25 protein-coding genes and 1 rRNA gene are annotated in these 26,277 nt (G+C 70.1%); 6 read left to right on the top strand and 20 right to left on the bottom strand.

Translation table 11 applies throughout. The features are described 5' to 3' along the window. Window positions 1-69: 69 nt before the first annotated feature. Genes J2847_RS21700 through J2847_RS21680 form a run of 5 tightly spaced genes read right to left on the bottom strand, consistent with a single transcriptional unit; the run spans window position 70 to window position 5,590 of the window. Window positions 70-954 carry a MaoC/PaaZ C-terminal domain-containing protein gene (locus tag J2847_RS21700; RefSeq protein WP_209780922.1) on the bottom strand — a complete coding sequence of 295 codons (885 nt, stop codon included), beginning with the start codon at window positions 952-954 and terminating at the stop codon, window positions 70-72. Window positions 955-968: 14 nt separating this feature from the next. Beyond that, entirely contained in the window at window positions 969-1,940 is a 972-nt protein-coding gene (locus J2847_RS21695) for an NADPH:quinone oxidoreductase family protein (RefSeq protein ID WP_209780921.1), read from the bottom strand. A 28-nt stretch (window positions 1,941-1,968) separates the two neighbouring features. Further along, window positions 1,969-3,231, bottom strand: coding sequence for an acyl-CoA dehydrogenase family protein (locus J2847_RS21690; protein ID WP_209780920.1), 1,263 nt, complete (start codon window positions 3,229-3,231; stop codon window positions 1,969-1,971). Between the two features lie 41 nt (window positions 3,232-3,272). Continuing rightward, complete coding sequence (locus J2847_RS21685) at window positions 3,273-4,337, bottom strand: phosphotransferase family protein (protein WP_209780919.1); 1,065 nt, start codon at window positions 4,335-4,337, stop codon at window positions 3,273-3,275. A gap of 35 nt (window positions 4,338-4,372) precedes the next feature. Continuing rightward, complete coding sequence (locus J2847_RS21680) at window positions 4,373-5,590, bottom strand: ABC transporter substrate-binding protein (protein ID WP_209780918.1); 1,218 nt, start codon at window positions 5,588-5,590, stop codon at window positions 4,373-4,375. 326 nt (window positions 5,591-5,916) lie between these two features. Here J2847_RS21680 and J2847_RS21675 point away from each other — a divergent pair, with 326 nt between their 5' ends. Next, a complete protein-coding gene (locus tag J2847_RS21675; protein WP_209780917.1) occupies window positions 5,917-6,246 on the top strand; it encodes a hypothetical protein in 330 nt (109 codons plus the stop codon). Window positions 6,247-6,312: 66 nt separating this feature from the next. On the opposite strand, the gene J2847_RS21670 is transcribed toward J2847_RS21675, so the two are convergent. The 8 genes from J2847_RS21670 to J2847_RS21635 all read right to left on the bottom strand — a co-directional run bounded on the left by J2847_RS21670 (window position 6,313) and on the right by J2847_RS21635 (window position 17,111). After that, window positions 6,313-6,843, bottom strand: coding sequence for an arsenate reductase ArsC (locus tag J2847_RS21670; RefSeq protein WP_209780916.1), 531 nt, complete (start codon window positions 6,841-6,843; stop codon window positions 6,313-6,315). A 126-nt stretch (window positions 6,844-6,969) separates the two neighbouring features. After that, a complete protein-coding gene (locus J2847_RS21665; RefSeq protein ID WP_209780915.1) occupies window positions 6,970-10,173 on the bottom strand; it encodes an efflux RND transporter permease subunit in 3,204 nt (1,067 codons plus the stop codon). Between the two features lie 25 nt (window positions 10,174-10,198). Beyond that, window positions 10,199-11,380, bottom strand: a complete 1,182-nt coding sequence (locus J2847_RS21660) for an efflux RND transporter periplasmic adaptor subunit (RefSeq protein WP_209780914.1) — start codon at window positions 11,378-11,380, stop codon at window positions 10,199-10,201. A 20-nt stretch (window positions 11,381-11,400) separates the two neighbouring features. Further along, window positions 11,401-12,264, bottom strand: a complete 864-nt coding sequence (locus J2847_RS21655; protein ID WP_209780913.1) for an alpha/beta hydrolase — start codon at window positions 12,262-12,264, stop codon at window positions 11,401-11,403. A 393-nt stretch (window positions 12,265-12,657) separates the two neighbouring features. Then, entirely contained in the window at window positions 12,658-13,692 is a 1,035-nt protein-coding gene (locus J2847_RS21650) for a LysR family transcriptional regulator (RefSeq protein WP_209780912.1), read from the bottom strand. Between the two features lie 125 nt (window positions 13,693-13,817). Further along, a complete protein-coding gene (locus tag J2847_RS21645) occupies window positions 13,818-15,107 on the bottom strand; it encodes an MFS transporter (protein ID WP_209780911.1) in 1,290 nt (429 codons plus the stop codon). Between the two features lie 28 nt (window positions 15,108-15,135). Then, complete coding sequence (locus tag J2847_RS21640; RefSeq protein WP_209780910.1) at window positions 15,136-16,326, bottom strand: acetyl-CoA C-acyltransferase; 1,191 nt, start codon at window positions 16,324-16,326, stop codon at window positions 15,136-15,138. Between the two features lie 29 nt (window positions 16,327-16,355). Beyond that, window positions 16,356-17,111: an SDR family oxidoreductase gene (locus tag J2847_RS21635; protein ID WP_209780909.1), complete on the bottom strand. Its 756-nt coding sequence runs from the start codon at window positions 17,109-17,111 to the stop codon at window positions 16,356-16,358. A gap of 126 nt (window positions 17,112-17,237) precedes the next feature. Here J2847_RS21635 and J2847_RS21630 point away from each other — a divergent pair, with 126 nt between their 5' ends. From J2847_RS21630 to rrf, 4 genes are all read left to right on the top strand, one after another. Next, on the top strand, window positions 17,238-17,831 hold the full coding sequence (locus J2847_RS21630; RefSeq protein ID WP_209780908.1) for a TetR/AcrR family transcriptional regulator: 594 nt from the start codon (window positions 17,238-17,240) through the stop codon (window positions 17,829-17,831). Window positions 17,832-17,909: 78 nt separating this feature from the next. After that, complete coding sequence (locus J2847_RS21625; protein ID WP_209780907.1) at window positions 17,910-18,230, top strand: plasmid stabilization protein; 321 nt, start codon at window positions 17,910-17,912, stop codon at window positions 18,228-18,230. Between the two features lie 42 nt (window positions 18,231-18,272). Beyond that, the gene (locus J2847_RS21620; protein ID WP_209780906.1) at window positions 18,273-18,677 is read left to right on the top strand and encodes a BON domain-containing protein; all 405 of its coding nucleotides are present in this window, start codon (window positions 18,273-18,275) and stop codon (window positions 18,675-18,677) included. 127 nt (window positions 18,678-18,804) lie between these two features. Then, window positions 18,805-18,920: ribosomal RNA gene (gene rrf, locus J2847_RS21615) — 5S ribosomal RNA — on the top strand. A gap of 114 nt (window positions 18,921-19,034) precedes the next feature. On the opposite strand, the gene J2847_RS21610 is transcribed toward rrf, so the two are convergent. The 7 genes from J2847_RS21610 to J2847_RS21580 all read right to left on the bottom strand — a co-directional run bounded on the left by J2847_RS21610 (window position 19,035) and on the right by J2847_RS21580 (window position 25,201). Continuing rightward, the gene (locus J2847_RS21610; RefSeq protein WP_209780905.1) at window positions 19,035-20,120 is read right to left on the bottom strand and encodes an alpha-hydroxy acid oxidase; all 1,086 of its coding nucleotides are present in this window, start codon (window positions 20,118-20,120) and stop codon (window positions 19,035-19,037) included. Between the two features lie 197 nt (window positions 20,121-20,317). Further along, window positions 20,318-21,016, bottom strand: a complete 699-nt coding sequence (locus J2847_RS21605) for a pirin family protein (RefSeq protein WP_209780904.1) — start codon at window positions 21,014-21,016, stop codon at window positions 20,318-20,320. A 165-nt stretch (window positions 21,017-21,181) separates the two neighbouring features. Continuing rightward, window positions 21,182-22,192 (bottom strand): purine-nucleoside phosphorylase, encoded by a 1,011-nt coding sequence (locus tag J2847_RS21600; protein ID WP_209780903.1) that lies wholly within the window; start codon window positions 22,190-22,192, stop codon window positions 21,182-21,184. Window positions 22,193-22,276: 84 nt separating this feature from the next. Continuing rightward, the gene (locus J2847_RS21595) at window positions 22,277-23,011 is read right to left on the bottom strand and encodes an amino acid ABC transporter ATP-binding protein (protein ID WP_209780902.1); all 735 of its coding nucleotides are present in this window, start codon (window positions 23,009-23,011) and stop codon (window positions 22,277-22,279) included. Further along, window positions 22,998-23,648: an amino acid ABC transporter permease gene (locus J2847_RS21590; RefSeq protein ID WP_209780901.1), complete on the bottom strand. Its 651-nt coding sequence runs from the start codon at window positions 23,646-23,648 to the stop codon at window positions 22,998-23,000. Before J2847_RS21590 ends, J2847_RS21595 begins: the two co-directional genes overlap by 14 nt. Further along, entirely contained in the window at window positions 23,641-24,315 is a 675-nt protein-coding gene (locus J2847_RS21585) for an amino acid ABC transporter permease (protein WP_209780900.1), read from the bottom strand. Before J2847_RS21585 ends, J2847_RS21590 begins: the two co-directional genes overlap by 8 nt. A gap of 82 nt (window positions 24,316-24,397) precedes the next feature. Continuing rightward, window positions 24,398-25,201, bottom strand: a complete 804-nt coding sequence (locus J2847_RS21580) for a transporter substrate-binding domain-containing protein (RefSeq protein ID WP_209780899.1) — start codon at window positions 25,199-25,201, stop codon at window positions 24,398-24,400. Window positions 25,202-25,422: 221 nt separating this feature from the next. Here J2847_RS21580 and J2847_RS21575 point away from each other — a divergent pair, with 221 nt between their 5' ends. After that, window positions 25,423-26,274: a MurR/RpiR family transcriptional regulator gene (locus J2847_RS21575; RefSeq protein WP_233474687.1), complete on the top strand. Its 852-nt coding sequence runs from the start codon at window positions 25,423-25,425 to the stop codon at window positions 26,272-26,274. Window positions 26,275-26,277 lie beyond the last annotated feature (3 nt).

Genomic DNA, 26,277 nt, shown 5'->3' with positions numbered 1-26,277 from the left:
CGGGCGGCCGGCCGGTGGTTCGTATCGTTGGCTTGCCCCCCTCTCCCCGAGGGAGAGGGGCCTTCCCTCTCAGCAGGCGGCCCCCCAGCCGCCCACGCCCCAGGCCCGCCCATGGTCGATCACGACCCGTTCCCCGACCAGCGCCCGGAAGCGCGTGTGGCCGTCGTCGCGCCAGATCTCGGTGCGGACGGACTCGCCGGGCAGGACCGGGGCCGTGAAATGGGCTTCCATCCCGCGCAGCCGTTCCGGTTGCCCGTCATAGGCCAGCCGGACCAGAGCGTGGCCGACCAGCCCGTAGGTTGCCAGCCCGTGCAGGATCGGGCGCTCGAAGCCGGCCGCGCGCGCCGCGGCGGGATCGGCGTGCAGCGGGTTGATGTCGCCGCTGAGGCGGAAGATCAGGGCCGCCTGGGGTTGGGTCGGCAGGGTCAGTGCCGCGTCGGGCGGCCGGCCCGGCGGTGCGGGACGCGGCGGCGAGGCGGCCGGCCCATCGGGATCGAAGCCGCCGTCCCCCCGGCACAGCGCCGTCTGGGTGACGGTCGCCAGCCGGCGGCCGGTCGCCGTGTCGGTGATCCGCCGCTCGCTGACCACCAGGGCGCCGCGCGCCGCCCCCTTGTCGATGACGGCGGTGACGCCGCCTTCCGAGCGCAGCCTGCCGGATGTCGGCAGCGGGCCGTCGAGCTCGATCCGCTCCGCCGCGTGCACCACCCGCGCGGCGTCGAGCCCGGTGTCGAGATCCCGGTACCAGAAGCCGGGATAGCCGAGCAGGCTCGCCATGGTCGGGGCGGCCCGCAGCCCGCGCCCGTCCTGTTCGTGGACGAAGGGGAGCTGCTCCCCATCCACCGGGTCGTTGCCGTAGCCGACGCCCAGCGCGTAGAGGATGCAGTCCTTCTCGGTGAGGGTCTGCTCGACGGCCGGAAAGCGCAGCGCGCGCAGCCGGTCGGGATCGAACGCCATGGTCGGAGCCCCCCTCACGGCACCAGGACGACCTTGCCGACGGTGCGGCGGGCGCCCAGCGCCTCCAGCGCCTTGGGTGCGTCGGCCAGGGGAAAGACGTCGCGGATCAGCGGCTTGATGATGCCGGCGCGGCGCAGCTCGAACAGCTCGGCGAACAGCGGCGCGATCAGTTCCGGGTGGTGGCGCCGGTACTCGCCCCAGAAGACGCCGAGCGCCGCCGCGTTCTTCAGCAGCAGCCGGTTGGCCGGCAGGTCGGCGATGGCGCCGCCGGCGAAGCCGACGATCACCAGCCGGCCGCCCCAGGCAAGGCAACGCAGGCTGTCGGTCGCCACCTTGCCCCCCACCGGATCGACCACCACGTCCACCCCGGCCCCGCCGGTCGCCGCCCGCACGGCCTCGACCAGCGGCTCGGCCGTGTAGTCGATCACCAGATCGGCGCCCAGCTCCCGGCACAGCGCCGTCTTGTCCGGCCCGCCGGCGGTGGCGATCACCCGCGCCCCCCAATGTCTGGCGAGCTGGATGGCGGCCGATCCGACGCCGCCCGCCCCGGCATGGACCAGCACCGTTTCCCCCGCCCGCAGGTTGGCGCGGTGGCGCAGCGCCAGATGCGCGGTCGGGTAGATGATCGGCAACGCCACGGCCTCGCGCATCGGGAAGTCGTCGGGGATGCGCTCCGACCCGACGCGCGGCACCCGCGCGTATTCGGCGAAACCGCCATGGTCGAGCAGGGCGCACAGCCGGTCGCCTTCGCGGTAAGGGCTGCCGGGGCCGGCCTCCACCACCGTGCCGGCCACCTCGATCCCCGGCGTGAAGGGGAGCGGCGGCTTCACCTGGTACTGGCCGCGGATCATCAGCGTGTCGAGGAAGTTGACCCCCGCCGCCTCGACCCGGATCACGCAACCGTCGCCGTCCGCCGCCGGGCGCGGCTGTTCGGTGAACGCCATCGCGCCGTCCTCGGTGATGCGCTCCACGGTCCAGGCCTTCATGGCGTTCCTCCTTTTTCCGGGCTGTCCTTCACGCCAGATGCTCGCGCGGCGTGACCAGATAGGCCAGCGATTCCCCGCGCCGCCCCTTGGCCTTCTTCAGCTCGTCGCGGGCGATGGTGCGCAGATGGACCTCGTCGGGCCCGTCGATGAAGCGCAGCGCCCGGCCCCAGGTCCACAGGAAGGACAGCGGCGTGTCGGGCGTCAGCCCCATCGCCCCGAACACCTGCATGGCCCGGTCGACCACGCGGGTCTGGAGACGCGCCGCGCCGACCTTGATCGCCGACACCTCGACGCGCGCGGCGTGGTTGCCGGCGCGGTCCATCAGCCACGCCGCCCGCAGCACCTGGAGCCGCAGTTGGTCGATCTCAATGCGGGATTCGGCGATCCAGTCCTGGATGTTGGCGTAATCGGCCAGGTGGCGGCCGAAGGTGCGGCGCTCCAGCGCGCGCTCCATCATCAGCTCCAGCGCCAGCTCGCACTGGCCGATGGTGCGCATGCAATGGTGCACCCGTCCGGGACCGAGCCGCGCCTGGGCGATGGCGAAGCCCTTGCCCTCCTCGCCCAGCAGGTTCGCGGCCGGCACGCGCACGTCGCGGAACAGCAGCTCGCAATGCCCCTCCGGGGCGTGGTGGTGCATGATCGGCACGTCGCGGACGACGCGGACGCCCGGCGTGTCGAAGGGCACGATGACCATCGAGTGGCGGGCGTGCGGGTCGGCGTCGGGGCGCGGGTCGGACAGGCCCATGACGATGACGAAGCGGGCGTTGGGGTGCCTGGCCCCGGTGGTGAACCATTTCCGCCCGTTGATGACGAAGGAGTCGCCGTCGCGCAGGATCGTCGTCTGGAGGTTGGTCGGGTCCGACGAGGCGGTGTCCGGTTCGGTGATGCCGACGCAGGAGCGGATCGAGCCGTCGAGCAGCGGCGCCAGCCAGCGGGCCTTCTGGTCCGGCGTGCCGAACATGTGGAGGATTTCCATGTTGCCGGTGTCGGGGGCGTTGCAGTTGAACAGCTCCGACGCCCAGGGCAGCCGGCCCATGATCTCGGCCAGCGGCGCGTATTCCAGGTTGGTCAGCCGGGTGCCCGGCTCGTCGTCGCGCAGGGCCGGCAGGAACAGGTTCCACAGCCCCTCGGCGTGGGCCTTCGCCTTCAGCCGGTCGACCAGCTCCAGCGGGTAGCGGCCGTCCTCGACGGCGCGGTGCCACGCGGTGTTGGCAGGCAGGACATGGGTCCGCATGAAGTCGTCCAGGCGCGCACGCAACCCCTCGACCTTGTCCGAATAGGCGAAATCCATCCCGTCTTCCTTTCTCGTGTTTCTTGTTCGGGGCCTTGGCGTCAGCGCGGCCGGCCGCCGCCGCCGGTCAGTTCCACCGCGCGCCGGGCGAAGTTCGCCGACAGCCGGCCGACATCGGCCGCCTCGGCCGAGGCGGCGTTGCCGTTCCTGGCCCGGTCGGCGATGCCCTCGAAGATGACCGCGAAGCGGAAGAGGGCGAACACCGTGTGGAACAGGGTGAAACGCTCCGCCCGCCCGCCGGCGGCGCCGTACCAGGACAGGAAATCGGCCTGGGAGGGCAGCCCCTGGGCGGCGAGATCCTCGCCGAGCAGCCCGCCATACTCGTCGGGCCGCGTCTCCCAGGTCAGGGCGAAATGGGCGACGTCGGCCATCGCGTCGCCGATCGTCGACAGCTCCCAGTCCAGCACGGCGACGACGCGCGGCTCCGTGGGGTGGAACATCAGGTTGCCGATGCGGAAATCGCCGTGCGCGATGGTGGCCGGCCCGGCGGCCGGGAAATGCCGGGGCAGCCACTCGATCAGACGCTCGATCTCCGGAAGCTCGCGGGTGCGCGACTGGGTCCATTGCCGGGTCCAGCGCGCGACCTGCCGCTCGAAATAGCCGTCGGGCCGGCCGTAGCCGTCGAGCCCGGCGGCGCGCCAGTCCACCGCATGCAGGCGCGCCAGCATCTCCGCCGCCGAGCGGTACATGGCGGCCCGCTCCTCCCGTGGCGCTTCGGCCAGCCGGCAGTCGGCGAAGACCCGGCCGTCGAGCCGCTCCATCACGTAGAAGGGCGTGCCGATCACCGAGGCGTCGCCGCAGAAATGCACCATGCGGGGAACCGGGACGTCGCTGCCGCGCAGGGCCTCCTGGATGCGGTGCTCGCGGTCCACCGCGTGGGCCGAGGGCAGGACCGTGCCGGCCGGCTGCTTGCGCAGGACCAGCCGGTGGGTCGGCGAGGTGACGAAGAAGGTCGGGTTCGACTGCCCGCCCGAGATCCGCTCCAGGGTGATCGGACCCTGGAAGGACGGCACCGCGCCGGCGAGGTGCCGTTCCAGCTCGGCCGTGCCGAAGCCGTTGGTGGGCAAGGCTCCGCCGTCTTCCTGCGCGGTCATGGCCACGGTCATGGCTGTTCTATCCTCTTGAGGTCAGTTGGCCGCGGTCACTTCCTGACCATCGGGCACTCGCTGCGCGACAGCGGCATGAAGGCCTCGGCCGCCGGGATGGTGCGCAGGATCTTGAAATAGTCCCACGGCCCCTTGGATTCCTGCGGGGTCTTGACCTGCGCCAGATACATGTCGTGGATCATCCGGCCGTCGGCACGGATCGCCCCGTTGCGGGCGAAGAAATCGTCGATCGGCAGCTCGCGCATCTTCGCGGCGACGACGTCGCCGGCCGTGGAATCGGCGGCCTTGGCGGCGCGCAGGTAATGCAGGACCGCCGAATAGACGCCGGCGTGCAGCATGGTCGGCTTGCGTCCCTCCATGCGCTTGGACCAGCGCTCCGACCAGGCGCGGTTGCGCTCGTCCATGTCCCAGTAGAAGCCGGTCGTCAGCAGCAGCCCCTTGGAGGCCTCCAGCCCCAGCGCGTGGATGTCGGTGATGAAGGTGATCATGGCGGCCAGCCGCTGCCCCTCGCCGCCGATGCCGAACTCGCGCGCCTGCTTGATCGAATTGATGAAGTCGCCGCCGGCGTTGGCCAGCCCGATCACCTTGGCGCCGGACGCCTGGGCCTGGAGCAGGAAGGAGGAGAAGTCGGAGCTGTTGAGCGGGTGGCGGGCGCTGCCCAGCACCTTGCCGCCGGCGGCGTTGACGACCTCGCTGGCGTCCTTCTCCAGCGAATGGCCGAAGCCGTAGTCGGCGGTCAGGAAGTACCAGCTCGTGCCGCCCTCGGCGATCACCGACTTCGCGGTGCCGTAGGCCATGGCGTAGGAATCGTAGACCCACTGGAAGGCGGTCGGCGAACAGGCCTTGTTGGTGAAGATGGTCGAGCCGGCGCCCGTGTTCAGCAGGACCTTGTTGGTGTTGCGGGTGATCTCCTGCACCGCCAGCGCGATCGAGGTGTTGGGGGTGTCGGCGATGGCGTCGACCTTGTCCTCGTCGATCCATTTGCGGGCGATGGCGGCGCCGACGTCGGCCTTGTTCTGGCCGTCGGCCGCCAGGATGCGGATCGGCTTGCCGTTGATGGTTCCACCGAAATCCTCCACCGCCATCCTGGCGGCCTCGACCGATCCCTTGCCGGTCAGGTCGGTGTAGACCCCGCTGAGATCGGTCAGCACGCCGATCGTGATCCCGCGCTCGGGAATCTCGGCAATCGCCGATCCCGCCGGTGCGGAGGCGAGCATCGCCAGACCGAGAAGCTGGGCGCCGTATCGCTTCATAGCCGTTTACTCCCCAGATTTTTGTTTGGTGCTTTCGCCGCAAGCGTTCCGCTTGGCCGGATATCGGTTTATCCGTTTGTCCGACAAAGTAACCATCCGGTCTTCGGGCGGGGCTGTCAAGCCCTTTCATGGACCGCTTCCGGCAAGCGCCAGGGAGGGCCGGGGCGGCGGGCGATCCGCGGGCCGGAACCGGGTGCGACCTTGTGCCTCTAGCGCCTTTGAGGATCTTTTCATCGGTCCGTGATCGGCGGACACTTCCGCCTCGAACGGCTCGGGTGCGCTGGCGCCGGGGATGCCGTGCTCCGGGAGCCGGGTGACATCCAGCGATGGAGGACACCATGCCGACGCAGACGCCGCCCAACGCGCTGCCCAGCAGGCCGCACGCCGCGCCGTGGACGGTGGGGAAGGCGAGATCGATTGCAAAGCTGGAGACGGTTCCCTTGAACCGCTGGGCCGGCATGCCGGCCATGTCGGGCTTCTTCCGCAGCGGCGATCCGTTTCTCGATCTGCGCGACCGCTTCGACCACGTGTTCGACAGCGCCTTCTATGACGCCGTTTGTGGCGGTTTGACGAGGGATGACGGGTTCCACCCGCCTTCCCGGCGGTCCGACGGGATCGGGGGCGGCCGCCTCCCCGCCGGTCGTGATTCCGCGTGAGCGGGCGGGTTCATCGAAACGACAGCGGGGGCCGGCGCGGCCCCCTGTCCTTGCCGGTGCCGGAGATCAGGCGCCGGTGGGCTGCGCCTCGTCCTGCGGGCCGCGCACGGTGCCGATCAGGTGCAGGGAGCTTTGCAGGGTCAGGTTGTCGAGCGCCTCGACCCGCAGGCTGGAGAAGATCTTGATGCGGCTTTCCAGCTCGACATAGGCGCGGCGGAAGGCCTTCATCGCCTTGTCCTCGCCGCCCTCGGCGGCGGCGGGATCCTCGACTCCCCAATGGGCGGTCAGCGGGGCGCCCGGCCAGACCGGGCAGAGCTCGCCGGCCGTCTGGTCGCAGACGGTGAAGACGAAATCCATCACCGGGGCGTCCGGCGTGGCGAACTCGTCCCAGCTCTTGGAACGCAGGCCGTCGGTCTTGTGATTGAACGCCTTCAGCGTGGCGATGGTGTGCGGGTTGACGGTGCCCGACGGAAAGCTGCCGGCGGAGAAGGCGTTGAAGCGCCCGGCGCCCCAGCGGCGCAGCAGGCATTCCGCCATGACGCTGCGCGCGGAATTGTGGGTGCAGAGGAACAGCACGTTGTAGGTCTTGTCGGTCATGGCCCACCTCGAAGGTTCGGCCCGTCAACGGCGGAAAACGGCGGAGCGGGCGACGGCATCCTGCCGCGCCCGCCCGTCGCTTCTCAAATCAACCTTTTGTGTCAGGGGAAGGCGGCTCCCTTGCCCTCAATCGTCCCCATGCCCGTGGGCCAGCGACCCGCCGAACGGCTCCGCCGCTGCCGGCTTGCCGGCGCCCGCCATCTTGCGCAGCAGGACGTAGAAGACCGGCGTCAGCACCAGACCGAACAGGGTGACGCCGATCATCCCGGCGAACACCGCGACACCCATCGCGTGGCGCATCTCGGAGCCGGCCCCGGTCGAGGTCACCAGCGGCACCACGCCCATGATGAAGGCGATCGAGGTCATCAGGATGGGCCGCAGCCGCAGCCGGCTGGCTTCGATGGCGGCCTGCACGACGCTGCGCCCCTGATGCTCCAGCTCGCGGGCGAACTCGACGATCAGGATGGCGTTCTTCGCCGACAGGCCGACCAGAACCATGAAGCCGATCTGGGTGAAGATGTTGTTGTCGCCGCCCGTCAGCCACACCCCGGCCAGCGCCGACATCAGGCTCATCGGCACGATCAGCAGGATGGCGAGCGGCAGGGTCAGGCTCTCGTACTGGGCCGCCAGCACCAGGAAGACCAGCAGGATGCTGATGGGGAAGACCCACAGCGCTGCGTTGCCGGCCAGGATCTCCTGATAGGTCAGGTCGGTCCACTCGAACCGCACGCCGCGCGGCAGGGTCTCGTGCGCGATGCGCTCGGCCGCCGCCTGCGCCTGTCCGGAGGAGTAGCCGGGCGCGGCACCGCCGTTGATGTCGGCGGCGGTGTAGCCGTTGTAGCGCACCACCATCTCCGGCCCGTAGCTCTGCTTGACCGTGACCAGCGAGGAGAGCGGCACCATGTCGCCCTGGGCGTTGCGGGTCTTCAACAGGCCGATGTCGGCGGATTCGGCGCGGAAGGGCGCGTCGGCCTGGACGCGGACCTGGTAGACGCGGCCGAAGCTGTTGAAGTCGTTCACATAGAGGGAACCCAGATAGATCTGCATGGTGTCGAACACCTCGCCGATGGCGACGCCCTGCTGCTTGGCCTTCACGCGGTCGAGATCGACGTCGAGCTGCGGCACGTTGATCTGGTAGCTGGAGAAGCTCGGCCCCAGCTCCGGAGTCTGCATCGCCTTGGCGACGAAGGCGTTGACCGCCGCGTTCAGCGCCTCGTAGCCGAGCGCGCCACGGTCCTCCAACTGCATCTTGAAGCCGCCCAGCGTGCCGAGACCCATCACCGGGGGCGGCGGGAAGATGGCGACGAAGGCCTCCTTCAGGCCGGCGTAGCGCTTTTGCAGGTCGCCGGCGATGGCGGCCGCCGACAGCGACGGGTCGTGGCGCTCGGCGAAGGGCTTCAGCGTGACGAAGACGATGCCGGCGCTGGAGCTGTTGGTGAAGCCGTTGACCGACAGGCCGGGGAAGGCGACGGCGCTCTGCACGCCGGGGCGGGCCAGCGCGATGTCGGTCATCTGGCGGATCACCGCCTCGGTGCGGTCGAGCGAGGCGCCGTTGGGAAGCTGGGCGAAGCTGATGAGGTATTCCTTGTCCTGGGCCGGGACGAAGCCCATCGGCACGGCGCGGCCGAGCAGAACGGTGACGGCGAGCAGCCCGACATAGACGACCATCATCAGGCCCTTGTGGCGCACCACCCCGCCGACGCCGCGGCCGTAGCCGTCGGACGCCCGGTGGAAGACCCGGTTGAACAGCCGGAAGAAGCCGCCGAAGACCTTGTTCATCGCGCGGGTCAGCCAGTCCTGAGGCTGGTCGTGGCCGCGCAGCAGCACGGCGGCGAGCGCCGGCGACAGGGTCAGCGAGTTGAAGGCGGAGATCACGGTGGAGATCGCGATGGTCATCGCGAACTGCTTGTAGAATTCGCCGGTCAGGCCGGACATGGCGGCCAGCGGCACGAAGACGGCGACCAGAGTCAGCGCGATGGCGATGATCGGGCCGCTGACCTCCTGCATGGCGCGGTAGGTGGCCTCCTTGGCCGACAGGCCGTTCTCGATGTTGCGCTCGACGTTCTCGACGACGACGATGGCGTCGTCCACCACGATGCCGATGGCCAGAACCATGCCGAACAGCGACAGCGCGTTGATCGAATAGCCGAGCCCCAGCATCAGCGAGAAGGTGCCGACGATGGAGATCGGCACCGCCAGCAGCGGGATGATCGAGGCGCGCCAGGTTTGCAGGAAGACGATGACCACCAGCACGACCAGCGCCACGGCCTCCAGCAGCGTGTGGATCACCGCGTCGATGCTGGAGCGCACGAACTGCGTCGGGTCGTAGACGATGGAGAAATCGACGCCGTCCGGCATGTCGGCCTTGAGGTCGGCCATCGTCGCGCGGATCGCGTCGGAGATCGCCAGCGCGTTGGCGCCCGGCGACTGGTTGATGCCCAGCGCCACCGCCGGCTTGTTGTCGAGCAGCGAGCGCAGGCCGTACTGCGCCGCCGCCAGCTCGACGCGGGCGACGTCGCGCAGGTAGGTGACACCGCCCTGCGCGTTGCTCCCTTGGCCCCCGGTCTTGAGGATGATCGACCCGAACTCCTCGGGCGTCTTCAGGCGGCCCTGCGCGTTGATCGAGAGCTGGAGCGGTGTGTCGGGCAGCGACGGCGAGGCGCCGATGACGCCGGCCGCGACCTGGACGTTCTGCTCGCGGATCGCCGCCACCACGTCGGACGCGGTCAACCCACGTTGGGCGACCTTGTTGGGGTCGAGCCAGACGCGCATCGAATAGTCGCCGGCCCCCCACACCTGCACCTCGCCGACGCCCGAGATCCGGCTCAGCCGGTCCTTGACGTTGAGGATGGCGTAGTTGCGCAGGTAGGTCATGTCGTAGCGGTCGTTGGGCGACAGCAGATGCACGACCATGGTGAGCGTGGGCGAGCTCTTGACCGTCGTCACGCCCAGCCGCTGCACGTCGGACGGCAGGCGCGGCAGCGCCTGCGACACCCGGTTCTGCACGAGCTGCTGTGCCTTGTCCGGGTCGGTGCCCAGCTTGAAGGTCACGGTCAGCGCCATGTTGCCGTCGCTGTTGGCCTGCGACTGCATGTACAGCATGTTCTCGACGCCGTTGATCTGCTCCTCCAGCGGGGAGGCGACCGTCTCGGCGATGACCTTGGGGTTGGCGCCCGGAAACTGGGCGCGGACGACGACCGACGGCGGGACGACCTCCGGATATTCGGAGATCGGCAACTGGAACAGCGAGATCGCTCCCGCCAGGAACAGCGCCACCGACAGCACGCCCGCGAAGATCGGGCGGTCGATGAAGAATTTCGAGATGTTCATGATGGCTCTCCCGGCGGGACCCGGATCATGGCTTGGAGGCGGTTTGGACGGCGTCGGCGGGGGTGCCCATGGCGACCAGCTTCGGGGTGATGCGGGCGCCGGGGCGGGCGTGCTGGGTGCCGTTGACGACGATCCGCTCGCCGGCCGCCAGCCCGCTCTGCACCACCCGCAACCCGTTCTGCGCCGAGCCGGGGACGATGGCACGGTACTGCACGGTGTCGTCGCCGCCGACGACGAGGACGAACTTTTTGTCCTGGTCGGTGTTGATGGCGCGGTCCTCGACCATCAGCGCGTCGTGCGGCGTGCTGCCGCCGACCTTGATGCGGGCGTAGAGGCCGGGCACCAGCATGCCGTCCGGGTTGTCGAACTTGGCGCGCACCCGGATGGTGCCGGACACGGCGTCGAGCCGGTTGTCGACATGCTCCACGACGCCGTCGCGCGAATAGCCGCTCTCGTTGGCGAGGCCGAGATGGACCGGCACGTCGGCCGCATCCTTCACGCTGGCGATGTGGCGCAGGTAGGTCTGCTCGTCGACGTCGAAGGAGGCGTAGATCGGCGAGACCGACACCAGCGTCGTCAGCGGGGCCGCCGAGGCGCCCGACGCCACGACGTTGCCGACGGTGAATTCGGCGCGCGAGACGCGGCCGGAGATCGGCGCCGTCACCTGGGTGTGTTCCAGGTCGATGCGGGCGAGGTCGAGGGCGGCCTGCGCCGCCTTCAGGTTGGCGGCGGCCTCGCGGGCGGTGTTGTCCTTCTCGTCCAGCGTCTGGCGCGAGACGGTGTTGTTCTGAACCAGCCGCTGGGCGCGGTCGAGGTCGGCGGCGGTGAAGCGCACCGCCGACTGCGCGGCGGCGAGCTGGGCCTCGGCGCGCGCCACCTCGGCGACGTGCGGGCGCGGGTCGATGGTGAAGAGGACGTCGCCCTTCTTCACCAGCGCGCCGTTGCGGAAATGCACGGCGGTGATGGCGCCGGATACCTGCGGGCGCACCTCCACCCGATCCACCGCTTCGAGCCGGCCGGAGTAGGACTGCCAGTCGGTGATCTTGCGGGCGACGACCGGGGCGACGTCGACCTCGGGCGGCGGCGGGGCGGCGGTGGCCGCCGCGGGCGCGTCGGCGTGGCCCTGGGTGGTGGCGAAACCGGTGACGGCGGCGGTGGCGGCACCGGCGGCGAGCAGGATGGCGAGCTTCGAACGGGACAAGGTCATTGGGAAATCTCCTGGGGGAGTCAAGCGATGGCGCCGGCGCGGTCCGCGGGGGACAGGCGGCGGCGGAAGAAGTCGGCGACCGCCAGCAGGGCCGGGCGGTGGCCGGGCAGGGCGGCGTGCGAGATGGCGGGGAAGCGGACGACCTCGGTGGAGACGCCGGCCTCGATCAGGTTGGCGGCGTAATGCTCGGCCTCGATGCGCAGCACGTCGTTCTGCGCGGTGGCGATCAGGGCCGGCGGCAGCCCGGCCAGCCGGCGCGAATCCAGCGGCGCGGCGTAGGGGTGCAGCCGCTGCGCCGCGTCCGGCAGATAGGCGCGGTAGCAGCGGGCGTAGGTCGCGGCCGGCACGTCGGACTGCACCAATCGCGCGTCGCCGGCCCGGGTCAGGCTGGGGTCGAGCATCGGGCCGAGCAGGGCCTGGGCGCGGATGTCCACGTCGCCCTGGTCGCGGGCCAGGAAGGTCAGCGAGGCGGCGACATGGCCGCCGGCGTCGTGCCCGGCGACGCCGATCCCGCCCTTGGCGACGTTCAGTTCGCGGGCCGACGCGGCGGTCCACAGGGCGGCGCGGTGGGCGTCGTGGGCGGCGGTGGGGAAGCAGTGGGCCGGGGCCAGCGAGTAGCCGACCGAGACGACCAGCGCCGGCACGCTCTCGGCAATGGCGGCGGCGGCGCTCTCCGCCTCCTCCAGCGAGCCGGAGGTGAAGCCGCCGCCGTGCAGGTAGAGCAGGGCCGGGACGGTCAGCCCGATCAGCGGCCGGTAGAGCCGCAGCCGGATGTCCTGGGCGTGGCCGGCGATGGTCCGCTCATCGACCGTGAGCGGGCAGGGGGAGCCGGAGCCCGCCGCGCTTGGCTTATGTGCTTTCGACTGGTCCGATGACCGACCCATGATCCGCTGGTGCCTCGGCACCCCTCCCGCATTGCAACAGGATGGAGTGTGGTCGCCAGCGGGATCGGAATAAATACGCGGTCAACGCCAACACAATTCGGATGGAATGAACAATCGGGGGCGACTGGACGCACTGCAACCTTAACCCTCTCCTCCCCGGGGAGAGGCGTGGAACCGGCCGGCCGAAGGCCGGCTGGGCACCGAAGGTGACCAGAGGTGGAGCGCGGTCGCGAGACTTGCGAGCGACCTCTGGCCCGAAGGACCGGTGAGGGGGCGTTACGCCCGGCAGGGCGGAAAAAACGATGGCTCAGCCATGGCTTCCGGTTCACGGCATGCGACGCGTCCCCCTCACCCAACCCTCTCCCCGGGGGGAGAGGGCTCAGCCAGAAGGCGTCACACCACGCAGAGGCAGGCGGTTTCCGAATCCAGGGCGACGGTGCCCACCGTCACCGGGGCCTTCTGCGGCTCCTTCTGCGTCTCCTTCTTGGCCGCCCGCTCCGGGCAGTCGTAGCCCTCGATCTCCTCGCCCTGCATCAGCGGGCAGCCCTCGAACAGCTCGGCGACCCAGTCGACGAAGGCGCGGACCTTCGGCGACAGGTGGCGGTTGTGCGGGTAGAGCGCCGAGATCGGCATCAGCTCCGGCCGCCACTCCTTCAGGATCTCGACCAGCGCGCCGCTGCGCAGGTGCGGCAGCGCCATGAAGCGCGCCACCTGCCCGATGCCCAGCCCCTCCAGCGCGCAGGTGACGTAGGCGTCGGCGTCGTTGACCGAGACGGGGCCGTTCAGCTTCACCTCGTGGGTGATGCCGTCGCGCTCGAAGCTCATCTCGTGCATCTTGCCGGTGCGGGTGAAGTAGTTGACGGCGACGTGCCCCTCCAGCTCCTCGATGGTCGTCGGCGTGCCGTAGCGGGCGAGGTAGGACGGGCTGGCGACGGTGACGGGGCGGAAGGCGCCGACCCGGCGGGCGATCAGGCTCGAATCCGCCAGATCGCCGACCCGCAGCACGCAATCCACCCCCTCCTGGATCAGGTCGATGGGGCGGTCGCTCATCCCGATCATGATCTCGATGTCGGGATAACGGGCGTGGAACTCGTGGATGGTCGGGATGATGATCAGCCGGCCGACGGAGCCCGGCATGTCCACCCGCAGCCGCCCGCGCGGCGTCTTGCGGGCGCTGGTGAAGGAGGTTTCGATCTCCTCCAGGTCGGATAGGATGCGGGTGGCGCCCTCCAGATAGGCGGCGCCGTCGAGCGTCAGGCTCAGCTTGCGCGTCGTCCGTTGCAGCAGGCGCACGCCGAGCGCCGCCTCCAGGTTCTGGATGGTCGTCGTCACCGAGGCGCGCGGCAGGCCCAGCGTGTCGGCGGCCTTGGTGAAGCTGTTGACCTCGACGACGCGGACGAAGACGCGCATCGCGTGCAGTTTGTCCATGGGCGGTCCATCGACTGTAGGGGGCGACTGTGTTGGGCGGCGCGTCGCGGAAACGGAACGGGCCGGGTGCGCCTATCTAAGCACGACCCGGCCCGAAGTCGATGGGGCTTTGGTGAATGGTGGCGTCAGGTGGCCGGCACCGGCTTGGCGGCCTCCGGGCGGCGGCCCAGCGTCGGAACCAGCAGCGCCGCGACGAGGCAGAGCAGGCCGGCGATGAAGAAGGCCGGCAGGTAGCTGTCCAGCGTGCTGCGGGCGTAGCCGGCCCCGAAGGCGGCGCAGGCGGCGCCGATCTGGTGCCCGGCGAAGATCCAGCCGAAGACGAGGTTGGCGCGCTCCCGCCCGAAACGTTCCGCCGTCAGCCGGACGGTCGGCGGCACGGTGGCGATCCAGTCCAGCCCGTAGAACACCGCGAACAGCGACAGGCCGTACAGCGTGAAGTCGGAATAGGGCAGGAACAGCAGCGACACCCCGCGCAGGCCGTAATACCAGAACAAGAGCCAGCGGTTGTCGTAGCGGTCGGACAGCCAGCCCGACGCGACGGTGCCGACGAAGTCGAAGATTCCCATCAGCGCCAGCAGCCCGGCGGCTTGCACCTCCGGCACGCCGAAATCGACGCAGAGCGGGATCAGGTGGGTCTGGATCAGCCCGTTGGTGCTCGCCCCGCAGATGAAGAAGGTGGCGAACAGCACCCAGAAGACCCGCGTCCTCGACGCGTCGCGCAAAGCGCCCAGCGCGGCGGCGACCACCGACCCGGCCGGGGCTGGCGGGGCGACCGCTCCGCCCTCTTCGCCATAGGCGGCCAGCCCGAGGTCGGACGGCCGGTCGCGCATCAGGGCGAGCACGGCCAGCGCCGCCACCCACAGCAGCGCGCAGAGCAGCGCCAGCGCCACCCGCCAGCCCATCCGTTCGGTCAGCATCGACAGCAGCGGCATGAAGACGAGCTGCCCGGTGGCCGAGCTGGCGGTCAGCAGCCCGACGACCAGCCCGCGCCGCTGGCTGAACCAGCGCGTCGCCACGGTGGCGCCCAGCACCATGGCGGTCAGCCCGGTGCCGAAGCCGACGACGACGCCCCACAGCAGGATCAACTGCCAGACCTCGCTCATGCCGAGCGACAGCAGCAGCCCGGCGCTGACCAGCGTCAGCGACGACAGCACCATGCGCTTGACGCCGTGGCGGTTGATGAGCGCTGCGGCGAACGGCCCCATCAGGCCGAACAGCAGCAGACGGATGGCGAGCGCCACCGAGATGTCGGCGGTGGACCAGCCGAACTCGCGCTGCAAGGGCAGCAGCAGCACGCCGGGGGCGCCGACCGCGCCCGCCGACACCAGCATGGTCAGGAAGGTGACGCCGACGACGGCCCAGCCGTAATGGATGTTGCGCCGCGCCAGCGCGGCGGCGACGGGGGAGGACAGCATGGATGGGAATCCGGTCTGGCGGGAAAGGTCAGAGGGGCCGTTCGACCGCGATGGCGGTCGCCTCGCCGCCGCCGATGCAGAGCGAGGCGACGCCGCGCCGCAAGCCCCGCGCGGCCAGCGCGTGCAGCAGCGTCACGATCAGCCGCGCGCCGGTGGCGCCGATGGGGTGGCCGAGCGCGCAGGCCCCGCCGTTGACGTTCAGCGCCTCGCGCGGAATCCCCAGGTCGCGCTGGGCGGCCATGGCGACGACGGCGAACGCCTCGTTGATCTCGAACAGATCGACGTCGCCGACGCCCCAGCCGACGCGGTCGAGCAGCTTGCGGATCGCCGGGATCGGCGCGGTGGTGAACCAGGCCGGGTCCTGGCTGTGGGTGGCGTGGCCGAGGATGGTCGCCAGCACCGGCAGCCCCTCGCGTTCGGCCAGCGAGCGGCGGGTCAGCACCAGCGCTGCCGCCCCGTCGGCGTTGGCGGACGAACTGGCCGCCGTGATGGTGCCGTCGGGGCGGAAGGCCGGCTTCAGGCCGGGGATCTTCTCCGGCGAGACCTTCAGCGGGTTCTCATCGTCCGCCACCAGCCGATCGCCGCCCTTTGCGGCCAGCGTGACGGGGGCGATCTCGGCGGTAAAGGCGCCGCTTTCGATGGCGGTCCGGGCGCGCGTCAGCGTCCCGACGGCGTAATCGTCCTGCTCGGCGCGGGTGAAGCCGTAGAGCTGGGCGGTCGCCTCGCCGAAATCGCCCATCGGCCGGCCGCCCTCATAGGCGTCCTCCAGCCCGTCGAGCATCATGTGGTCGAGGATGCGGTCGTGCCCGACGCGGTAGCCGCCGCGCGCCTTGGCCAGCAGGTAGGGCGCGTTGGACATCGACTCCATGCCGCCGGAGACCACGATGTCGGCCGAGCCGGCGCGGATCAGGTCGTGGGCGAGCATCGTCGCCTTCATGCCCGATCCGCAGACCTTGTTGATGGTGGTGGCGCCGGTGGCGTCGGGCAGGCCGGCGGCGCGCGCCGCCTGCCGGGCCGGCGCCTGCCCCTGGCCGGCGGGCAGCACGCAGCCGAGCAGAACCTCGTCGACGCGCTCCGGCGCCAAGCCGGAACGAGAGAGCGCGGCGCGGACGGCGTGAGCGCCCAGCGCGTGGGCGGGCAGGGCGGACAGCTCACCCTGGAAACGGCCGAGTGGCGTGCGCGCGGCGGCGACGATGACGACGGGATCGGTAACATCCATGATCGCGAACTCCCTGAAGCGTGTGGGGGTCACTGCACCGTCAAGCCGCCGTCGACGTTGATCGACTGGCCGGTGATGAAGGAGGCGGCGTCGGAGCACAGCCAGACCACCGTGTCGGCGACCTCGCGCGGCTGGCCGACCCGGCCGACCGGGTGCAGCGGCCCGAGCGCCGCGTTCACCGCCTCCTCGCCGCCGAAGGAGCCGGCGCTCATCGGCGTCTGGATGATCGCCGGGCAGACGGCGTTGATCCGCACGCCCGACTTGGCGACCTCGATGGCGGCGCTGCGGGTCATGCCCTCGACCGCCGCCTTGCTGGCCGAATAGACGCTGTTGCCGGTCAGCCCGATCTGGCCCAGCACCGAGCCGGTCGAGACGATGGCGCCCTTGCCCTGCCGCAGCATGATCGGCAGCTCGTGCTTCAGGCACAGCCAGACGCCCTTGACGTTGACGGCGACCATGCGGTCGAAGTCGTCCTCGGTCGTCTCGGCCAGCGCGCGGTTGAAATGGATGCCGGCGTTGTTGAAGGCGTAGTCGAGCCGGCCATGGTCGCGCTCGATGCGGGCGAACAGCTCGGCGACCGACGCGGCGTCGGCGACGTCGGCCGCCACGAAGACCGCCCGGCCGCCGGCCCGCGCCGCCAGTTCCACCGTCTCCAGACCCTCGGCCTCGCGCCGGCCGGTGACGATCGCCGTGGCTCCAGCCTTGGCGAAGGCCAGCGCGGTCGCCCGCCCGATGCCCGAGGTGCCGCCGGTGACCAGGGCGACGCCGCCGCTCATGTCCATCATTGTCCGCTCCATGCCCGATGAGTTATGATGATGATCATCATGAATACGGTTATTGATGATGTCCATCATGAATAACCGCGGGCGCCCCCTCCCCGGAGGCGCGGCAGCCATGCGCGAGGTGAGGACGTGAAGGTTTCGAAGGAGAAGGCGGCGGAGAACCGCGCCGCCATCGTCAAGGCGGCGGGGCGTCTGTTCCGCGAGCGCGGCTTCGACAAGGTCGGGGTGGCGGAGATCACCAAGGCCGCCGGCCTGACCCATGGCGGCTTCTACGGTCATTTCGCCTCGAAGGACGCGCTGGCCGCCGAGGCGTGCGAGGCCGCCTTCGCGGAGAGCCTGAACCGCTTGCCGGCCGACGAGGTGTCGCCGGACGGGGCGCTCGATGCCTTCCTGACGCGCTACCTGAGCGAGTTGCACCGCGACCGCCCCGACGGCGGCTGCCCGATGTCGATCTTCGCCATGGAGGTGGGGCGGCTGGACCCGGCGGTGCAGGAGCGTTTCGGCGTCGGCGTCGAGCGCTTCCTCGAGGTCGTGGCGCAACGCCTGCCGGACGGAGAGGCGGATGAGACCGGCCGCCGCGCCCGCGCCATCGCCATCGTGTCGGCCCTGGTCGGCGGCATGGCGCTGGCCCGAGCCACCGCGCGGGCCGAGCCGGAGCTGTCGGCGGAAATCCTGGCGGCGCTCCGCGACCAGCTTGGGGCGCTGGGAAGCGGGGCGGGCTGAACGTCGCACGGAACCCGCCGCCGCGCCGTCCTGTTGACGGGGAAGAACCCATCGCATTTCGCGGCAAGGGAGACGGCCATGCCACGCGGCGACAAGTCGGCCTACACGGACAAGCAGATCCGCAAGGCCGAGCACATCGAGGAAAGCTACGAGAAGCGCGGAGTCCCAGCGGATGAGGCCGAGCGCCGGGCCTGGGCCACCGTCAACAAGGACGACGGCGGCGGCAAGAAGAGCGGGTCCGGACGCGGCGCCCACACCGGCCACCCCGCCGCCCACAAGGGCGGGGAAAAGGGCGGCGAGGCGTCGGCCTCGCGCACGGCGGCCGAGCGGTCGGCCTCGGCCAAAAAGGCGGCGGCGACCCGCAAGCGCAACGCCGAGCATCACGCCCACGGCGGCTGACGGCCAGCGGAAGGACAATCAGAGGCAAAGGAGAGCGATCCCATGCATCGTCAGGACTGGGAGCGGGAGGGGCCGGCGGCGAACTTCCGCGGTGTCGGGCCGCGCGGCTACCGCCGCTCCGACGAACGCATCCGCGAGGACATCATCGACCGCCTGACCGACGACCCCCGCATCGACGCGACGGACATCGACGTCTCGGTCGCGCAGGGCGAGGTGACGCTGGCCGGCACGGTCGAGGACCGCGCCTCCAGGCACCGGGCCGAGGACATCGCCGAGGCCGTGTCCGGCGTCACCCATGTGCAGAACGACCTGCGCGCCGGACGGGAGGCCTGGCAGGGCAGCGTCACCGGGCCGGGCGCCCCCGCCCGCGCCGGCATGATCGAGGCGCTGGAATCAACCTCGATGGTGCTCGGCAAGACCCCGCTGCCGGCGGATGGCCGCGACTGACGGGATTCGTGCGACGGCCGCGTTTTCGTGCTTGACCCAGCGGAGCCGGGCGCGTACATAAGCGCTCCGTTGCGGACACGCGAAGCGAGTTGGTTCGGAAGGCGGTGTCGGTCTTGTGCCTCGGTGACCTGGTGGTCATGGCGAGGTGTCAAACACCCGATCCCATCCCGAACTCGGCCGTGAAAAGCCTCTGCGCCGATGGTACTGCGTCTTAAGGCGTGGGAGAGTAGGTCGCCGCCAGGTCGCTCAGGCACAGGAGACACCCGTCGAACCGACAGGCGTCGTGTGTTCCAAACGAAATAAAAGCCCACCCGCGCAGCCGCGCCGGTGGGCTTTTTCGTGGGCGGAACGCTTCCGTCAACCCTCCGGCCACAGGACGGTCCGGTCGATGGCGGCCAGGGTCGGGCGGCCGGTGAGAACCATGGCGACCTCCAGCTCGGTGCGCAGGATCGTCAGCACATGCGCGACCCCGACGGCGCCGCCGACCGCGAGCCCGTGCAGGTATGGGCGCCCGATCAGCACCGCCGACGCCCCCAGCGCCAGCGCCTTGACGATGTCGGTGCCGCGCCGCACCCCGCCGTCCAGCAGCAGCGGCACCCGCCCGGCGACCCGGTCGGCGATGGCGGGCAGGACGTCGATGGTCGCCGGCACGGTGTCGAGCACCCGCCCGCCGTGATTCGACACGATGACGCCGTCGGCGCCGTGGGCGACGGCGCGCTCGGCGTCCTCCGGGTTGGTGATGCCCTTCACCAGAATCGGCAGTTTGGTGAAGCCGCGCAGCCACGCGATGTCCGGCCAGCCGGCGGCGGTGGCGAGCAGATGGCGCAGCGCGTCGCGTGCGTCCCCAGGCGCCGGGGGCGCGGGCTGACCGCGCAAATTCACCGCCTCGATCCCCGGCGGCAGAGTGAAGCCCACGCGCTGTTCGCGGTTGCGTAGGCTGACCGGCGCGTCCACCGTCACCACCAGGGCCCGATAGCCCGCCGCCTCGGCCCGCCGCACCAGCGCGCCGCTGAGTCCGTGGTCGGCTTGCAGGTAAAGCTGGAACCACAGGGGCGCTTGGCTTTGCGCGCTCCGCGCCTCGGCGGCGACGTCCTCCAGCGAGACGCTGGCCTGGGTGCTGACGACCATCGCGGCTTCCAGCGCCGCGGCGGCCAGCACCGTCGCCCGTTCGCCGTCCGGGTGGGCCAGCTTGTGGTAGGCGGTGGGGGCGAGCAGGATCGGGTGGGCCAGCGTTTGCCCGAACAGTGCGACGCGGGTGTCGACGTCGCGCACATCGGGCAGGGCGCGGGCCTGGAGCTTCAGGCGGGCGAAGGCCTCCTGGTTCCAGCGGACGGTGATCTCGTCGGCCGAGCCGCCGGCGATGTAGGCCCACGCCTGTTCCGTCATGCGGGCCTGGGCGTGCGCCTCGTAATCGGTCACGGCGGCGATGTCGGGCGGGATCATGGAGCGCTCATGGAAAATGCGAATCGTTCGCGTTCGCGAGAGCGCAGATGTACGCGCTTTTCACGGCTCCGGCCAGCGTTTGCGCGTGGGGTGCGGCGATTGGGGTGGGAGAATGGGGGGGGAGAATGGGGTGGGAGAATGGTCGATCCGTGCCCCCACCCCGGTCCTCCCCCGCTGGGCGGGGGAGGGGGAAGGACTCAGGCCAGATCGAACACCAGCACTTCGGCGAGATCGGCCTTGTCCAGCGTCACCACGGGCTCGTTGCTGAAGGCGGCGCCGTCGCCCTCCTTCAGCAGGGTGCCGTTGACATGGACCTGACCGCGCGCCACCTGCACCCAGGCGTGGCGGCCGGGGCGGATCTCCAGGCTGGCGCTCTCGTCGCCGTCGAGCAGGGCGGCGTGGAGATCGATGTCCTGGTGGATCGTCACGCTGCCGTCACGCCCGTCGCGCGAGCCGACCAGACGGAGTTTTCCGCGCTTTTCGGCCTCCGGGTACGCCTTCTGCTCGTAGCTGGGGGCGAGGCCCTGGGCTTCCGGCAGGATCCAGATTTGCAGGAAATGGACGGATTTCTCCTGCGAGGCGTTGTACTCGCTGTGGCGGATGCCGCGGCCGGCGCTCATGCGCTGGACCTCGCCGGGCCGGATGATCGAGCCGGTGCCGATCGAGTCCTTGTGCTCCAGCGCCCCGTCCAGCACGTAGGAGACGATCTCCATGTTGGCGTGGCCGTGGGTGGGGAAGCCGGCGCCGGGAATCACCCGGTCCTCGTTGATGACGCGCAGCGATCGGAACCCCATCTGGCGCGGGTCGTGGTAGTGGCCGAACGAGAAGCTGTGGCTGCTGTTCAGCCAGCCCATGTTGGCGACACCGCGCTCGTCCCGATGACGGATCGTGATCATGATGACAGTCCTCCTTGCCCCCCGGGCCGTGGCCCGGTGCCCCTTGCGCCGTGGCCCAGTGGGCCGTTTCGTTGACGCATCATGTGGCAACGACCCGTTCAGGGACAATCATGCCTGTGTGAACATGATTGTCCCTGATTATAGGACAATAGGGGGCTGTCAGGCTTACGGGGCCGGGACGCCGGCCTGCCACTGGCTCCAGTTGGCGACGATGTGGTCGGTCATCCGGGCGCCGACCGTGGCGACGTTCTCGACCGTCTCGGCGAAGCCGCCGGCCGTCTCGCCGGGCTTGGGGTCGAGGTGCTGGAGGGTGGTCTCGTTCGGGTTGCCCTGGTCGAAGTTGACGGCGCCGCGCAGGCTCATCACCCGGTCGGAGCCCTGGAGCCGCTTGATCACCAGGGTGATCGCCGCCGCCTCCATCTCGGTGATGACGTAGTCGTCGGCGCCGTAGAGCTTGGCGATGTACTGCGCCTGCTCCGACATGCCGGGGCCGTGGAAGAAGGTGTCGCCGGTCATGTGGGTGCCGGTGCCGACGAAGGGGGCGCGGCGCGCGGCCTCCTGCGGGTAGCGCTGGCGGTAGGTGCGGGCGGATTCGGAATCCTTCAGCGGCGTGTCGGCGGTCAGCTTCATCGCCCAATTGACCAGGGCCGGGTTCATCTGGAACAGGCGGACCGATTCATAGCCCTTGCGCGGCATGAAGGTCGGTTCGCCCGGCTTGTTCTCCTCCGGCGCCCAGCGGTGGCCGAGGTCGTAATCGACCAGCCAGGTCGCCCAGTTGACCTCACCGATGGTGCCGCGCGACGGCGGCGTGCCGGCGACGCCGGAGATGATGAAGTAGGCATGCGACAGATCGAGCTGCGGGTTCAGCAGGATCGCCTGCATCGAGGCCGACGAGCTGACCTTGCCCATGCCCAGCACGGCGCCGCACACCCCGTCGGCGTTGCAGTAGACCGGGTTGAGCGCGCCCTTGACGGTCAGCGGCTCGGCAGTCTGCCAGTAGCGCTCGTACCAGTTCTGGAACTCGCCGGCGCGGTCGCCGGTGTTCTTCCCGATCTCGAACATGGCCCCGACGAAGACCTTGACCTTGACCGGCTCCGCCGCCTGGGCGGCGCTGCCGAGCCCCAGCAGCAGGAGGGAGGACAAGGCGAGGCGCCGGCAACCGTCTGTGAAGGACACGATCGAACTCCATGAGCGAAAGGATGGCCGCATCCTGGGGCAGGACGCGGGTGCGGTCAAACGTCGCAAGTCTTCCCGCGCGGGTCAGCGCGCCTCGACCATGCCGACGAACTGCGCCAGCTCCGGGGTGGAGGGGCGGTCGAACAGCGCGACCGGCGGCCCCTGCTCGATGATGCGCCCGCCATGCATGAAGACGAGCTGGTCGCAGACCTCGCGGGCGAAGCGCATCTCGTGCGTCACCAGGATCAGCGTCATGCCCTCCTCGGCCAGCTTGCGGACGACGGACAGCACCTCGTTGACCAGCTCGGGGTCGAGCGCCGAGGTGATCTCGTCGCACAGCAGCACCTTCGGCTGCATGGCCAGCGAGCGGGCGATGGCGACGCGCTGCTGCTGGCCGCCGGAAAGCTGCGAAGGGTAGGCGTCGAACTTGTGGCCCAGCCCGACCCGCGCCAGCGCCTGCTCGGCGGCGGCGCGGGTGTCGGCCTTGCCCATCCTCTTCACCACCTTCAGCGCCAGCATCACGTTCTCGCCGGCCGACAGATGGGGGAACAGGTTGAACTGCTGGAACACCATGCCGACCTTGAGCCGCAGCGCCCGCAGGTCGATCTGGCCGGGATCGACGCATTCGCCGTCGACCTCGATGACGCCGGCGTCGATGCGCTCCAGCCCGTTGACGCTGCGCAGCAGCGTGCTCTTGCCGGAGCCGCTGCGCCCGATCATGGCGACGACCTCGCCCTCCCGGACCGTCATGTCGACGCCCTTCAGCACCTCGACGGAGCCGAAGGACTTGCGGATGCCCGAGAGCTTAACGAGCGACATTGAGCTTCCTTTCCAGCGCCTTGGCCGACAGCGAGAGGGGGTAGCAGAGGGCGAAGTAGAGCAGCCCGACGAGGCCGTAGACCAGGAAGGGCTGGAAGGTGGCGTTGGTGATCATGGTGCCGGCCTTGGTGATCTCGACGAAGCCGATGATCGAGGTGACCGCCGTCCCCTTCACCACCTGGACCGAGAAGCCCACCGTCGGCGGCACCGCGATGCGCAGCGCCTGCGGCAGCACGACCCAGCGCATCTGCTCGGAAAAGCCCATGGCGAGGCTGGCCGAGGCCTCCCACTGGCCCTTCGGCACCGCCTCGACGCAGCCGCGCCAGATCTCGGCGAGGTAGGCGCTGGTGAACAGCGTCAGCGCCAGCGCGGCGGCCGTCCAGGGCGAGGTCTCGATGCCCACCAGCGGCAGGGCGAAGAAGACGATGAAGAGCTGCATCAGCAGCGGCGTGCCCTGGAACAGCTCGATGTAGAGCTTGGCGAGGCGTTGCAGCGGCGGCACCGGGGCGACGCGCGCCATCAGCACCAGCAGCCCGGCGAGACCCCCGGCGACGAAGGCGATGACCGACAGCAGCACGGTCCAGCGCGCCGCCAGCAGCAGGTTGGACAGGATGTCCCAGAAGGAGAACTCAAGCACGGGCGGCTCCCTTCAGGAACAGGCGGTCGCCCAGCCGGGCCAGGATCCAGCGGGTCAATACGGCGAGCGCCAGATACAGCGCGGTCGCCGCGAAATAGACCTCGAAGGGGCGGAAGTTGCGCGACTGGATGAAGTTGGCGGCGAAGCTCAGTTCCTCCGCCGCGATCTGCGAGCAGACCGAGGAGCCGAGCATGACGATGACGATCTGGCTGCTCAGCGCCGGCCAGATCTTGCCCATCGCCGGGCCGAGGATGATGTAGCGGAAGATCTGCGGGCCGGTCATGCCGAGGCTGGCGCCGGCCTCGACTTGGCCCTTCGGCGTCGCGTCGATGCCGGCGCGGATGATCTCGGTCGAATAGGCGCCGAGGTTGACCACCATCGCCAGCACCGCCGCCGCCCATTCCGGCATGCGGATGCCGAGCGACGGCAGCCCGAAGAAGATGAAGAAGAGCTGCACCAGGAAGGGCGTGTTGCGGATCAGCTCGACATAGGCGCCGACCGCGAGGCGCAGCGGGCGGCTGGCGGAGTTGCGCGCCGCCGCCCCGGCGATGCCGATGCCCACCCCCAGCACGGTGCCGGCCACGGTCAGTCCGACCGTGGTGGCGACGCCGTGGACCAGCACGGGCGCGTAGTCCCACAGGGACGTGAAGTCGAAACGATAGGCCATGGGACCGTCCGTGCCGGGAGGGGAGGGAAAAGCCCTTTTCCCGTAAGGGAAGAAGGGCTCTTCGGTGGCGAGCGGACGCCGCTTACAGATCCTTCGGCAGCGGCGCGTGCAGCCACTTCTCGGCGATGGCGGCCAGCGAGCCGTCGGTCTTCGCCTTGGTCAGGATGGCGTTGACCTTCTCCAGCAGCGGCCCCTCGTCCTTGCCCAGCCCGATGAAGCAGGGGGAGTTCTTGACCAGGAACTTCAGGTTCGGCAGGCGCGGCGGCTTGCGTTCCATGATCGCGGCGGCGACGACGTTGCCGGTCGCCACCAGCTCGACCTGACCCGACAGGAAGGCCGAGATGGTGCCGTTGTTGTCCTCGTAGCGGCGGACGTTGACCTTGTCGGAGACCAGCTTCGACAGCTCGATGTCCTCGACCGAGCCGCGGGTGACGCCGACCGTCTTGCCGTCGAGGTCGGCGACCGTCTCGGCCTTCACCGAATCCGGGCCGAAGACGCCGTTGAAGAAGGGCGCGTAGGCGACCGAGAAGTCGATGACCTTCTCGCGCTCGGCGTTCTTGCCCAGGCTGGAGATGATCAGGTCGACCTTGCCGGTGGTCAGGTAGGGGACGCGGTTGGCGCTGGTGACGGGGACCAGCTCGACCTTGGCGCCCATCTCCTTGGCGAGCAGCGCGGCGGTGTCGATGTCGTAGCCGACCGGCTTCATGTCGGTGCCGACCGAGCCGAAGGGCGGGAAATCCTGCGGCACCGCGACGCGCAGCACCTTGTCCTTGGTGATCCGTTCCAGCGCGTCGGCGTGGGCCGTCGCCATCAGACCGCCGTTCAGGCCGCCGGTCAGAAGGGCCGTGGCAAAGCCGACCGCACCGAGTATCGTTGCAAACCGCATGGGACCTGATCTCCAGCCGAAAGAGGGTTGTGCGGTTCTACTTCAAACGGCGTGCCACGTCGGGGGAGGGATGGGCCGGTTGGCCTAAGGCGGCGGAACTGTTACGTTTATCCCAGAAATTGGCCAATGCGTTACTGTCGTAACCAAACGACGGCCTCGACCCTTGCCCAATCGATGCGCAGATGACCGACCGGACAAGCAAAAAGCCCAGTGAACAGGCATTGACCGTCCGCATCCGCGGCCGCTACGCCGAACTCAGCCGGACGGAGCGCCAGTTGGCCGACGTCATCCTCGCCTGTCCGGGCGAGCTGTCCGGCTATTCGGCGACGGAGCTGGCGCAGAGCGCCGGGGTGTCCAAGATGACGGTGTCGCGGCTGGTGCGCCGGCTCGGCTTCGCCAGTTTCGAGGAGGCGCGGCTGGCCTCGCGGCGCGGCACCGAATGGGGATCGCCGCTCTATCTGCTGGCCCAGCCCGACGGGCCGGGGAGAGGGGCGGAGGCGGGGGACGCGGCGGCTCCGCCGGTGGAGGCGCATTTCCAGCACAGCTCCGAGGCCATTGCCGCGACCGCCCGGCGCATCGACCCGGCGGCGCTGGAGCAGGCAGCCCGCCTGTTGGCGGAGGCCCGGCGCGTCTGGGTCTGCGGCGCGCGCAACAGCGTGTTCCTGGCGGGCTATGCCCGCTGGCAGTTCATCCAGGTGCGGCCGCAGGTCCACCAGATGGTCGCCGCCGGAGAGACGCTGGCCGAAACGCTGGCCGATCTCGGGACGGAGGATGCGCTGCTGCTGGTCGGCATCCGGCGCCGTCCGCCGGCCATCGTCCGGGTGCTTCAGGCGGCGGGGCAGCGCGGCATCCCGACCATCCTGATCGCCGACAGCCATTCCCCCCTGGAGGAGCTGGTTCCGCCGCTGACCTTCCGCTGCGAGACCCGCAGCCTGGCGCCGCTCGACACCCATGTCGCGGTGATGGCGGTGATCCACGCGCTGGCCGCCGAGCTGATCCGGTTGACCGGAGCCGCCGGGCGGGCACGCATCCAGGAGATCGAGGGCCTGCACGAGGCGCTGGGGGAGCTGTGACCG

This window comes from Azospirillum agricola, from assembly GCF_017876095.1.
Taxonomy (GTDB): domain Bacteria; phylum Pseudomonadota; class Alphaproteobacteria; order Azospirillales; family Azospirillaceae; genus Azospirillum; species Azospirillum agricola.
The sequence above is the reverse complement of the archived record's forward strand: the minus strand, read 5'-3'. Positions and strand labels throughout refer to the sequence as shown.